The organism is Brevibacterium sp. LAARM2_SD2, from assembly GCF_057364785.1.
In genome coordinates this window covers 1-11,522 of sequence record NZ_JBNFOM010000047.1, presented here as the reverse complement: position 1 = coordinate 11,522, position 11,522 = coordinate 1, and the positions used below count along the sequence as shown (strand labels likewise).

The window sequence follows — 11,522 nt, the reverse complement described above, 5'->3', positions numbered from 1 at the left end:
GACCCAGCCGCCGACTCAGCCTCCGCCCTCACCGTCAGATCCGCCGACCACGGAGCCGCCGACGAGCCCACCGCCGACCTCGCCGCCCCCGACCTCGCCGCCACCGACGTCTCCTCCCCCAACGTCTCCGCCGCCAACGTCTCCGCCGCCGACGACGCCCACGCCGACGCCGACGCCGACGGACCCGGGCGGCCGCTGCCACGACCTCGGATGGGGATGGCACTGCCACTGAGAGTGATCCTCGTCTCCTGACACCGGTGCGCGCGTCCCCCGACTTCGGGTTGAACCTGTGCTCGGAGTAGTCTGAAGGTCGATACTTCACGCCTCTGACGAAGATTGCGAGTGGAAATGCCCTCAACGCAGGAAAAGGTCGACGTTGTCCTCATCGGCAGCGGCATCATGAGCGCCACCCTCGGCGCGATGCTGACCGAACTCCAGCCCGAATGGGACATCCGGGTCTACGAGAAGCTCGACTATGTCGCGAAGGAGAGCTCCGACCCGTGGAACAACGCCGGCACCGGCCACGCCGCTCTCTGCGAACTCAACTACACCCCCGAGGACGCGAACGGCCACATCGACCTGACGAAGGCCGCGCAGATCAACGAGCAGTTCCACCACTCACGCCAGTACTGGTCGCACCTCGTCGACAACGGCGTCCTGCCCGAACCGAAGAACTTCATCAACCAGGTCCCGCACATCAGCTACGGACGCGGTGAGAAGGGACGGGACTACATCAAGAACCGTCGTGAGCAGATGGTGCGCAACCCGCTGTTCGCCGAGATGGAGTTCACCGACGACCCGGCCACGCAGGCCGAATGGCTGCCGCTGATGTTCGACGGCCGCGGCCCCGGGCAGGTCAACGGCATCTCCCGCACCCAGATCGGCACCGACGTCGACTTCGGATCGCTCTCCCGCCAGCTGCTGCGCTACATGGCCGACAAGGGCGCGACGATCCGCACGAGCCACCAGGTCACCGACCTCGACCGCTCCTCCGACGGCTGGACCGTCACCGTGCGCGACCTCCTCTCGCGGGAGACCCACAGGATCGGGGCGAAGTTCGTCTTCATCGGCGCCGGCGGCGGCGCCCTCCCGCTGCTCCAGAAGTCCGGCATCCCCGAGGGTCGCGGCTACGGCGGCTTCCCCGTCTCCGGCATCTTCCTCCGCACCGCCAACCCCGACCTCGTCGCCCGCCACCAGGCGAAGGTCTACGGCCAGGCGTCCTTCGGCGCCCCGGCGATGTCGGTGCCCCACCTCGACACCCGCGTCGTCGACGGCGATGAGTACCTGCTCTTCGGCCCCTACGCCGGGTTCTCCCCGAAGTTCCTCAAGCAGGGCCGCTTCACCGACCTGCCGTTCTCCGTGCGCGGCAACAACCTCGGCACGATGCTCGGCGTCGCGAAGGACAACACCGACCTCGTCACCTACCTCCTCTCGGAGCTCGCGTCCTCGAAGAAGGCCCGCTTCGAGTCGATGAACGAGTTCATCCCCTCCATCGACCCCTCGGACTGGGAGTTCATCCAGGCCGGTCAGCGCGTCCAGGTGATGAAGAACGTCCCGGGCAAGGGCGGCGTCCTCGGCTTCGGCACGGAGCTCGTGTCCTCGGCCGACGGCTCGATCGCCGCCCTCCTCGGCGCCTCTCCCGGAGCGTCGACGGCCGTGGCGATCATGCTCGGTCTGCTCAAGACGTGCTTCCCGCGTCAGTACGACGGCTGGGAGCCGGCGCTCAAGGACATGGTGCCCTCGCTCGGCCGTGACCTCGCCGACGACGAGACCCTGCTCACCGAGCTCTCCGAGTACACCGCCCGCACCCTGCAGCTCATCTGAGGCCCTGCGCCTCATCGGAGACTCTGCAGCTCCTCTGCGCAGCTCCTCTGCCGCCCTGCCGCTCGTCCGAGCCGCAGGGCGGCAGTCGTCTGTGAGTCCGAGAGCCCTACAGCTCGACCTGCCGGTTGACGTCCTTGTAGAGCAGGTAGCGGAAGGGTCCGGGACCACCGGCGTAGCAGGCCTGGGGGCAGAACGCGCGCATCGAGATGAAGTCGCCCTCCTGAACCTCGACCCAGTCTCCGTTGAGGCGGTAGACGGCCTTGCCCTCGAGGACGTAGAGCCCGTGCTCCATCTCGTGCGTCTCCGCGAACGGGATGACCGCGCCGGGTTCGAACGTCACGATGTTGACGTGCATGTCGTAGGCGAGGTTCGCCGGATCGAGCGGCCGCGTCGTCCGCCACCGGTTGTCGGTGCCCGGCATCGCCGCGGGCTCGACGTCGGCCTCGTTGCCGAAAGCCGCCTCCGGGGTCAGCCCCGCAACCGGCTGGTAGCGCTTGCGCACCCAGTGGAAGCGGGCCGCCTCGGTGCCGGTCGAGTGCGCACTCCACGCCGAGGCGGCCGGCAGGTACGCGAACCCGCCGGGGGTGAGCACGTGCTCGGTGCCCTCGTGGGTGACGGTGAGCTCGCCGGCCATGAGGAAGAGGAAGCCCTCGACCTCGGGCTGCGGCTCCGGGGCCTCCGACCCGCCGCCGGGCGCGACCTCGAGGATCGTCTGCGAGAACGTCACCGCACCCCCGGCCACCGGCTTCGACAGCACCCATGAGCGCGTGTCCGTCCACTCCGGCAGCGCCGAGGTGACGATGTCGCGCAGGACGCCGCGCGGGATGACGGTGTAGGCCTCGGTGACGATCGCCCGGTCGGTGAGCAGATCGGTCTGCGGCGGGTGTCCCCCGGTCGGGGCCCAGTAGGTGGTCATGCGTGCGTCTCCTTCGTCGTCGTGGACAGCGGCTCACCGGTCAGCGTTCCCGTCCGGGCCAGCAGCTCGAGGTCGCCGGCCGACAGGTCGGTGCGCTCGGCGATGTCGTCGGGGGTGTGGGCGCCGCAGGTGAGGCCGCGGCTGAGGTAGCGGGCGAGCGCCTTCGCCGTCGCTGGTTCGTCGAGGACCGCCGAATCCGTCGCGTGGACGTAGTTGCGCAGGCGGGCGGCGGCGAGTTCGAGGCCCTCCCGGTAGAACCGGAAGGTCGCGAGGAACCGGGTCGGCAGCTGGTGCGGGTGCATGTCCCAGCCCTGGTAGATGCCGCGGCGCAGGTGGCGGCGGACGAGGCGGGCGTGGAGGCTCCATGCCTGGTGCATCGCCTCGGGGTCGCCGACCGGGAGGATGTTCGTCGACCCGTCGGAGAGGTGGACCCCGGTCCCGGCGACGGCGAGGAGCATCTGGTTCTTCGCGAAGTCCGCGACCGGGTGCTCCATCGACTGGTAGGCCGCGGCGATGCCGAGCGACGCCGAGTAGTCGTACGTCCCGTAGTGGAGGGAGGTGATCCGACCCTGCCCGGCGTCGAGCGTCCGGGTCAGCGGCACGGTGCCGTCGGCGCCGAGGACGATCTGCGGGGTCTCGACCTGGACCTCGAAGGTGATCGATCCGGCGGGCAGGCCGTGCTCGTCCTCGAGGCTGCGCACCGCGAGCACCATGGCGCTGACCTGGTCGACCGTGCTCACCTTCGGCAGGGTGAGCACGAGCCCGGTCGGCAGCGCTCCCCCGTTCGCGGCGAGCACCTCGGTGACGAAGAGGTCGACGGTGCGCAGTCCGCGCGCCCGGGTCGCTGCCTCGAGCGATTTGAACCGGATGCCGACGAAGGCCGGCGCCCCGGCCTCGGCGCGACCGGCCACCGCGGTGCGCGCGGCGGCGATGACGGCCGCGTCCTCGGCGGCGTCGCCCTGGCTGCCGAAGCCGTCCTCGAAGTCGATGCGCAGATCCTCGATCGGCTCGGTCGCAAGCTTCGTCGTCACCGCCTCGGCGAGCTGCTCGGCCTCGCGGGCGACCTGGTGGAGGCTCGGCGGGACGGCCCCGAAGCTCTCCCCCATCTCCTTGCGGGAGGCGACGATGACGCGTTCGGCCAGTTGGACCATGCCGCCGCCGGCCTCGACGGCCGCCAGCGCCTGCTCACCCCACTCCCGCGGCAGCGTCGGGGTGACCTGGTGACCTGGGACGTAGACCGTGTGGATGGGTTGGCGGACGTCCCGATCGCCCGGATAACGCGTGCTCAGCACCTCGTCGGTGTCCGTGAGGAGAGCATCGATGTCATCGAGCGTGGATTGCTTCACTGTTCCTCTTTCCCTGTCTGTCGGCGCGAGCCCGGCCACGATGCCGGGATCACCCCATTGTCGCTCATGTCTGATCTCTGCGCCCTCCCGCTCACTTCGACACCGAGGCGACCGCCTCGGCGACCCTGCTCGCGACCTCCGGGTCGAAGACGGAGGGGATGACGTAGCCGGGGTGGAGGTCCTCGGGTGCGATGCACGAGGCGATCGCGTCGGCGGCGGCGACCATGATGTTCTCGTCGACATCGGTGGCCTCGGCGTCGAGGAGGCCGCGGAAGATGCCGGGGAACGCGAGGACGTTGTTGATCTGGTTGGGGTAGTCGCTGCGCCCGGTGGCGACGACCGCGGCGTGCTTGAGCGCCTCAGCGGGGTCGACCTCCGGGTCGGGGTTGGCCATCGCGAAGACGAGGGCGCCCTCGTTCATCGCCGCGATGTCGGCGCCGTCGAGGATGTTCGGGGCGGAGACGCCGATGAAGACGTCCGCGCCGACGACCGCCTCCTTGAGCGTTCCGGTGAACCCCTCGGGGTTCGTGTTCTCCTGCAGCCACCGCTTGTGCTCGGTGTCGACCGTCGAGTTCGGGCCGATCGCCCCGTCGCGTCCGCAGGCGATGATCGTCCGGGCGCCGGCGACCTGGAGGAGGCGGATGATGGCGTGGCCGGCGGCGCCGACGCCGGAGACGACGATGCGGACGTCGCCGATGTCCTTGCCGACGACGGTGAGCGCGTTCTTCAGCGCCGCGAGCGTGACGATGCCCGTGCCGTGCTGGTCGTCGTGGAAGACGGGGATGTCGAGTTCCTCGCGCAGGCGCCGCTCGATCTCGAAGCAGCGGGGCGCGGAGATGTCCTCGAGGTTGATCCCGCCGTAGGCCGGGGCGATCGCCTTGCAGATCGCGATGATCTCCTCGGTGTCCTTCGTGTCGAGGGCGACCGGCCACGCGTCGACCCCGGCGAACTGCTTGAAGAGCACGGCCTTGCCCTCCATGACCGGCATCGCGGCCTCGGGGCCGATGTCGCCGAGGCCGAGGACCGCCGTGCCGTCGGTGACGACGGCGACGGTGTTGCGCTTGATCGTCAGGCGCCGGGCGTCGTCCTTGTTCTCAGCGATCGCCTTGCACACGCGGGCCACCCCCGGGGTGTAGGCGCGGGAGAGGTCGTCGCGGTTGCGCAGCGGGACCTTCGGGGTCGATTCGAGCTTCCCGCCGAGGTGGAGGAGGAAGGTGCGGTCGGAGACCTTCCTGACGTCGACGCCGGGCAGGGACCCGAGTTCGCTCGCGACCTCCTCGGCGTGGGGGACGTCGCGGGTGTCGGCGCTGACGTCGATGACGACGGTGTCGGGGGTGGATTCGACGACGTCGAGCGCAGTGATGCCGGCTCCCGTCTTCGCCGCGGCGCGACGAGATCGGACGTCGACGACTGGCGACGGCGGTGGCCACGCGCAGGGTGATGGAGTATCCGGGACTGGGAACAGCCATGACTGTCATCCTCTCTGATGGAATCATTTCCGTATTATGGATGTTAGCTTCTGTATTGCGGAATATCTAGCGGGCGGCGGCGCCGAACGGAAACTTTCTTCCATTCGACGCTAGACTGTGCGGAAGTGTCGCCCACTTCGAGGAAGAGGACAACGGATGACCACGAACGACGCCGAGACCCCTGCGGTCCGCCAGACCAAGGGCGGAGTCCAATCCGTCGAACGCGCATTCGGCCTCCTCGAGTGCATCGCGAACTCCGCCGGCTCGGCGACGCTCAGCCACATCGCCGCCGACGTCAACCTGCCGCTGCCGACGATCCACCGTCTGCTCGGCACGCTCGTCAGCCTCGGCATCGTCCGGCAGCTGCCCAACCGCGGATACGCGCTCGGCCCCGGACTCGTCCGCCTCGGCAACCTCGCCGGCGCGCAGCTCGGCGCGATCGCCCGCCCCCACCTGCGCACCCTCGTCGCCGAACTCGGGGAGTCGGCGAACGTCGCGACCCTCGACGGCGACATGGTCGTCTACGTCGATCAGGTCGCCTCGGAGCGGCAGATGCGGATGTTCACCGAGGTGGGCCGCCGCACGCACATGCACGACACGGGAGTCGGCAAGGCGATCCTCGCGCAGCTCGACCCCGCGCAGGTCCGCAGCATCGTCGCCACCGCCGGGATGCCGACGCCGACCGAGCACAGCATCGGCACCCTGGAGGAGCTCGAGGCCGAACTCGACCGGATCCGGGAGCGCGGGTACTCGATCGACGAGCAGGAGCAGGAGCTCGGCGTCCGCTGCTTCGCGATGTCGGTGCCCGGCGCCCCCTCGCCGCTCGCGATCTCCGTGTCCGGTCCGATCAGCCGCGTCGACGACGACTTCGCCGCCCGCGCGATCCCGCTCCTGCGCTCGGTCGCCGAGCAGATCGCCGCGGACATGCAGCCCGGGGCCTGAGCCTCAGGAGTCCCCGCCGGCGGTGCCCGAGGTGCCCGCCGTGACCTCGCTGAGACGGTACTTCGCCGCGGCCTCGACCGGTGCTCCCCGGTCGACCTCGCCGCGGTCGGCGAGGAGCTGCAGGGTGCGCACGACCATCGAGTGCGCGTCGATCCTGAAGTGCCTGCGCGCCGCGGCCCGGGTGTCGGAGAAGCCGAAGCCGTCGGCGCCGAGCGTCGCGAAGTCCTGGGTGAGGAACGGCCGGAGGAGATCGGGCTGGGTCGAATCGAAGTCGCTCGTCGCGACGATCGGCCCCGGCTCCGACCCGAGGCGCCGGCGCACATACGGCACGCGCGGCTCCGCCGCGACGTCGACGAGCCGCTGCGCCTCGCAGTCGAGCGCCTCACGGCGCAGCTGCGCCCACGACGTCACCGACCACACGGCCGCGTCGACGCCCCAGTCGGCGGCGAGCAGCTCGCGGGCCTCGAGCGCCCACGGCACGGCCACGCCCGAGGCGAGCAGCTGAGCCTGCGGCCGCCCAGTGTCGGCGTCGGACGGCGCACCGGCCCCCGCCTCGGCGATGCGGTGGATGCCGGCGAGGATCCCCTCGACGTCGACGCCCTCGGGCTCGGCCGGCTGGAGCATCGGCTCGTTGTAGACGGTGAGGTAGTACATGACGTTGCGCTCATCGTCGCCGAGGTCGTGCTCGCCGTACATCCGGTGGAGGCCGTCGCGGACGATGTGGGCGATCTCGTAGCCGTACGCGGGATCGTAGATCCGCAGCGCCGGGTTCGTCGCCGCGAGCACCGGCGAGTGCCCGTCGGCGTGCTGGAGCCCCTCCCCGGTCAGGGTCGTCCGCCCCGCGGTCGCGCCGATGATGAACCCGCGGGTCATCTGGTCCGCCGCCGCCCAGAACGCGTCGCCGGTGCGCTGGAAGCCGAACATCGAGTAGAAGACGTAGATCGGAATCATCGGCTCACCATGAGTCGAATACGCGGTGCCCGCCGCGGTGAACCCGGCCGCCGCCCCCGCCTCGTTGATGCCGACGTGGAGGAGCTGCCCGGTCGGGGCCTCCTTGTAGGAGAGGAAGAGCTCCCGGTCGACGGCGAGGTAGTTCTGGCCGTTGGGGTTGTAGATCTTCGCCGTCGGGAAGAACGCGTCGATGCCGAAGGTCCGGGCCTCGTCGGGGATGATCGGCACGATCCGCTCGCCGACGCCCTTCTCCCGCATGAGGTCCTTGAGCAGGCGGACGAAGGCCATCGTCGTCGCCGCCTGCTGGTGGCCCGAGCCCTTCTTAGCCTGCGCGAACGCCTTGTCGCTGACCGCGGGCAGGGCGATCTGCGAGCGGGAGCGCCGCCGTTCGGGGACGAAGCCGCCGAGGCTCCGCCGCTTCTCGAGAAGGTACTCGATCGCCTCGTCGCCCGCGCCCGGATGATAGTAGGGCACGGCGTAGGGATCGTCGTCGATGACCCTGTCGCTGATCGGGATGTCCATCCGGTCGCGGAAGACCTTGATGTCGGCGGCGGTGAACTTCTTCATCTGGTGCGTGGCATTGCGCGACTCGAAGCTCGTGCCCAGCCCGTAGCCCTTGACCGTCTGGACGAGGATGACCGTCGGCCTGCCGGTCACCGCGACCGCCCGGTCGTAGGCGGCGTAGACCTTCTGGTAGTCGTGGCCGCCGCGCTTGAGGTTCCAGATGTCGTCGTCGCTCAGATGCTCGACGAGGCTCTTCGTCACCGGTGAGCGGCCGAAGAAGTTGTCGCGGATGAACCCGCCGGACTCGGCCTTGAACGTCTGGTAGTCCCCGTCGAGGGTCTCGTTCATGATGCGCACGAGCTCTCCCGTGCGATCGGCGGCGAGCAGCTCGTCCCATTCCCGGCCCCAGAGGACCTTGATGACGTCCCAGCCGGCCCCGGTGAAGGTCGCCTCGAGCTCCTGGACGATCTTGCCGTTGCCGCGCACCGGCCCGTCGAGGCGCTGGAGGTTGCAGTTGACGACGAAGGTGAGGTTGTCGAGCCCCTCGTTCGCCGCGAGCTGCAGGGCCCCGCGCGATTCGGGCTCGTCCATCTCCCCGTCGCCGAGGAAGGCCCACACCCGCTGGTCGCTCGTGTCGGCGATGCCCCGGTGGTGGAGGTAGCGGTTCATCTGCGCCTGGTAGATCGCGTTGATCGGGCCGAGGCCCATCGACACGGTCGGGAACTGCCAGAACTCGGGCATGAGCCGCGGATGCGGATACGAGCTCAGGCCGTTCGGAGCCCGGGACGCCTCCTGGCGGAAGCCGTCGAGCTGGGCCTCCGTGAGCCTGCCCTCGAGGAACGCCCGGGAGTACATCCCCGGGGAGGCGTGGCCCTGGAAGAAGACCTGGTCGCCGCCGCCGGGATGGTCCTGGCCGCGGAAGAAGTTGTTGAGCCCGATCTCGTAGAGGGTCGCGGCCCCGGCATACGTCGAGATGTGGCCGCCGACGGAGACGTCGGGGCGCTGCGCGCGGTGGACGAGCATCGCGGCGTTCCAGCGCAGCCACTTCCGGTAGCGGCGCTCGAGCCTCTCGTCACCGGGGTAGGCCGGCTCCTGGTCGGCGGGAATCGTGTTGACGTAGTCGGTCGTCGTGACCTTGGGTGAGGCCACGGAGTTCGTCGCCGCGCGGCGGCGCAGCGCCTCCATGATCTCTCCGGCCCGCGCGGTGCCGCGGGCGGCGACGAGTCCCTCCCAGGACTCGAGCCATTCGTCGACCTCCTCGTCGGCGGGACTCGTGGACAGGGCGGCATCAGGGCGTGATGACAGTGCGGTCATAGGGGTTTGCCTCTCAGTGGCCCACCGCGCTCAGGGGCGGGTCCGAAGGGTGCGGCACCGAGGCGGGACGGCGCAGGATCGGCCGTCCCGCCTCGGCGGTGATGGGAACGGGTCAGCAGAACCCGGCGATGTTCGTCCAGGCGCTCTTCGACTCCTCCACCCCGTCACGGGTGAAGGTCGCCTCGATGAGGCCGTAGGGACGGTCGGCGACGATGAAGACCTCGTTGGGGTTCTCGAGGCCGAAGCGCTCGATGTCGTAGAGGAAGTGGTGCTTGTTCGGGCACGAGAAGCGGATCTCGTCGATCTCCGGGACCTCGCTGATGACCCTCTCGCCCATCATGTAGAGGGTCTGCTGGAGGGCCTTCGAGTAGTGGTCGGTGAACGCCTCGAGGATGATGCCCTTGACCTTCTCATACGTCTCGTCGAAGTCGAGGTCCGTGGTGTTGTAGATCCACCGGGTGGCGATGTCGGTCGCCAGGATCCGGTCCTCGGTCTCCGGCAGCGACGTGTACTTGTCCTTCGGGTAGCCGACGAAGCCCGACTCCGTCGTCTTGAGCACCGTGAGGTCGCGGAAGCCGGAGATCAGCGTGTCCGTGTCACCGTCGCGGGTGAGCACGACCGTGCGGATCTCCGGGGCCGCCCGGTAGAACGAGTGGTCGTGGTCGTTGATGCGGTCCCAGCCGAACTCCTCGGCCTCCCAGCGTCCGCCGCTCACCCAGTCGAAGCTGCCGGTGAAGTGGTCGGCGAGCCCGAGGAGGAACTGCTCGGGCGAGGACACGCCGAGCTCCTTGGCTTTCGCGAAGATCGTGTTCTTCTGGGTGTCGGTGGCGACGACGTGCTCGTTGTCGCCCTCGGTGTGCGCGGTCTCGAAGTCGCCCCACAGCTGGGAGGTGACATTGAGGTCGCGGATCTCATGGCGGTCCGAGTCGCGGTAGACCCGCATGAGTCGGTTCTCCGCCTTGCCGTACTGGTTCGTCGTCAGTTTCACAGTGCTCATTGCGTACTCCTCGTAGTGCCGCCGCGCATGCGCGACAGCCCGGATATCTGACGAGGCCGCCGGTTGTCTCCCGGTCGGCTTCGGCGGTTTGTTGAGGATGGAGATCCTGCAGGGGGCCTGCTTCCCCTGATGACGATGTGCGGGCCTCAGCTGCCCCGATACGTGCTGTAGGCGAAGGGGCTGAGCAGCAGCGGGATGTGGTAGTGGGTCTCGCCCGGGGCGACGGTGAAGTCGATCGTCACCTGCGGGTGAAAGTGGTCCTGGCCGCGGGCGGTGAAGTACTCGCCGGTGCCGAAGACGATCCGGTACGTGCCGGGATCGAGGGTCTCGGGGCCGAGTTCGGAGACCCGCCCGCCGGCGTCCGTGCGCGCCTGAGCGAGCGTCTCCTCACCGCTGAGCAGCGTCACGGCGAGGTCGGCGGCGGGGGTGCCGGCGGTCGAGTCGAGGGCGTGGGCGGAGATGAAGCTCACGAGAGGATTCCTTCCAGTCGGATGACGGCGATCTCGATGAGCTGAGCACCCACCTCGGCGATCTCCTCGTCATCGGAATTGGCCATCCGGCGGTCGAGTTCGGAGAGGATCTCCGCAGGCGTGCGGCCCGCGGCGCGGATGAGGAAGACCCGGTCGAAGCGCTCCTCGTACGCGGCGTTGCCGGCGCGCAGACGCTCTTCGACGTCGGTCTCGAGCGCGCCCAGGCCCGCCTGCTCACGGGAGGAATGGGCCGCCTCGGCGGAGTCGCCTTCGGCTTTCTCCCCGATCCTGGGATGATGGGCCAGCGCGGCCTCGATCTCCTGCGGCTGCAGGGGCGAGGCGGCGGTGCGGGCGAACTCGGCGGCCGCCGCGACCGACTCGAAGGGGCGACCGGCGACGACGGTGTCGATCCAGCGGTCGACGTCGAGGCACGGGCGCACCACGTCGCGGGCCTCGCCCGCCGGCAGCCGATCGAATTCGATCAGGTCCACATCGACCTCGTTTCGCATCTCGGAAGTTCTCTTCCATTCGTTTCCACGAGTGTGGCCTGCCTCTCGCCGGGATGTCAAATCCTTTTTCCACACCGCGCGGTCGATTTCGGAAATTTTTCTTCCGTATCATGGACAGCGACGGCGCCGGTCGCGGTGCCATCGACAGTGGTGTCGAGAGAATCGGTGAGGTTGAATGTGGCTATGACTCCGACGATCGTCTGCGCCCCCGATTCCTTCAAGGGCTCCGCCGGCGCACCCGCGGCCGCGGCGGCGCTCGCGCGCGGGGCCCGGCAGGCTC

General features: G+C 69.3%; 10 protein-coding genes. 3 read left to right on the top strand and 7 right to left on the bottom strand.

The window, feature by feature from the left end:
• Together AC2W7K_RS17825 and mqo are read left to right on the top strand one after the other, a co-directional pair.
• Positions 1-252 (top strand): hypothetical protein (locus AC2W7K_RS17825; protein WP_486006496.1); only part of this gene is annotated, 252 nt, incomplete at its 5' end.
• Between the two features lie 96 nt (positions 253-348).
• Positions 349-1,824: a malate dehydrogenase (quinone) gene (mqo, locus tag AC2W7K_RS17820; RefSeq protein ID WP_211978077.1), complete on the top strand. Its 1,476-nt coding sequence runs from the start codon at positions 349-351 to the stop codon at positions 1,822-1,824.
• Between the two features lie 106 nt (positions 1,825-1,930).
• Here mqo and AC2W7K_RS17815 read toward each other — a convergent pair whose 3' ends face one another.
• The 3 genes from AC2W7K_RS17815 to AC2W7K_RS17805 all read right to left on the bottom strand — a co-directional run bounded on the left by AC2W7K_RS17815 (position 1,931) and on the right by AC2W7K_RS17805 (position 5,251).
• Positions 1,931-2,740 carry a bifunctional allantoicase/(S)-ureidoglycine aminohydrolase gene (locus tag AC2W7K_RS17815; protein ID WP_486006495.1) on the bottom strand — a complete coding sequence of 270 codons (810 nt, stop codon included), beginning with the start codon at positions 2,738-2,740 and terminating at the stop codon, positions 1,931-1,933.
• The gene (locus AC2W7K_RS17810) at positions 2,737-4,086 is read right to left on the bottom strand and encodes a DUF6986 family protein (RefSeq protein ID WP_486006494.1); all 1,350 of its coding nucleotides are present in this window, start codon (positions 4,084-4,086) and stop codon (positions 2,737-2,739) included. Before AC2W7K_RS17810 ends, AC2W7K_RS17815 begins: the two co-directional genes overlap by 4 nt.
• A 91-nt stretch (positions 4,087-4,177) precedes the next feature.
• Complete coding sequence (locus AC2W7K_RS17805) at positions 4,178-5,251, bottom strand: NAD(P)-dependent malic enzyme (RefSeq protein ID WP_486006497.1); 1,074 nt, start codon at positions 5,249-5,251, stop codon at positions 4,178-4,180.
• Between the two features lie 460 nt (positions 5,252-5,711).
• Here AC2W7K_RS17805 and AC2W7K_RS17800 point away from each other — a divergent pair, with 460 nt between their 5' ends.
• Complete coding sequence (locus tag AC2W7K_RS17800) at positions 5,712-6,497, top strand: IclR family transcriptional regulator (RefSeq protein ID WP_211978081.1); 786 nt, start codon at positions 5,712-5,714, stop codon at positions 6,495-6,497.
• Between the two features lie 3 nt (positions 6,498-6,500).
• On the opposite strand, the gene aceE is transcribed toward AC2W7K_RS17800, so the two are convergent.
• From aceE to uraD, 4 genes are all read right to left on the bottom strand, one after another.
• The gene (aceE, locus tag AC2W7K_RS17795) at positions 6,501-9,266 is read right to left on the bottom strand and encodes a pyruvate dehydrogenase (acetyl-transferring), homodimeric type (RefSeq protein WP_486006493.1); all 2,766 of its coding nucleotides are present in this window, start codon (positions 9,264-9,266) and stop codon (positions 6,501-6,503) included.
• Between the two features lie 112 nt (positions 9,267-9,378).
• Entirely contained in the window at positions 9,379-10,263 is an 885-nt protein-coding gene (gene pucL, locus AC2W7K_RS17790; RefSeq protein WP_486006492.1) for a factor-independent urate hydroxylase, read from the bottom strand.
• A gap of 146 nt (positions 10,264-10,409) precedes the next feature.
• Positions 10,410-10,733 carry a hydroxyisourate hydrolase gene (gene uraH, locus AC2W7K_RS17785; RefSeq protein ID WP_198500594.1) on the bottom strand — a complete coding sequence of 108 codons (324 nt, stop codon included), beginning with the start codon at positions 10,731-10,733 and terminating at the stop codon, positions 10,410-10,412.
• Positions 10,730-11,224: a 2-oxo-4-hydroxy-4-carboxy-5-ureidoimidazoline decarboxylase gene (gene uraD / locus AC2W7K_RS17780; protein ID WP_249120909.1), complete on the bottom strand. Its 495-nt coding sequence runs from the start codon at positions 11,222-11,224 to the stop codon at positions 10,730-10,732. Before uraD ends, uraH begins: the two co-directional genes overlap by 4 nt.
• Positions 11,225-11,522 lie beyond the last annotated feature (298 nt).

Coding starts and splice junctions, on each gene's coding strand:
- mqo (WP_211978077.1), top strand. CDS start 349: ATGCCCTCAACGCAGGAAAAGGTCGACGTTGTCCTCATCGGCAGCGGC.
- AC2W7K_RS17815 (WP_486006495.1), bottom strand. CDS start 2,740: ATGACCACCTACTGGGCCCCGACCGGGGGACACCCGCCGCAGACCGAT.
- AC2W7K_RS17800 (WP_211978081.1), top strand. CDS start 5,712: ATGACCACGAACGACGCCGAGACCCCTGCGGTCCGCCAGACCAAGGGC.
- aceE (WP_486006493.1), bottom strand. CDS start 9,266: ATGACCGCACTGTCATCACGCCCTGATGCCGCCCTGTCCACGAGTCCC.
- pucL (WP_486006492.1), bottom strand. CDS start 10,263: ATGAGCACTGTGAAACTGACGACGAACCAGTACGGCAAGGCGGAGAAC.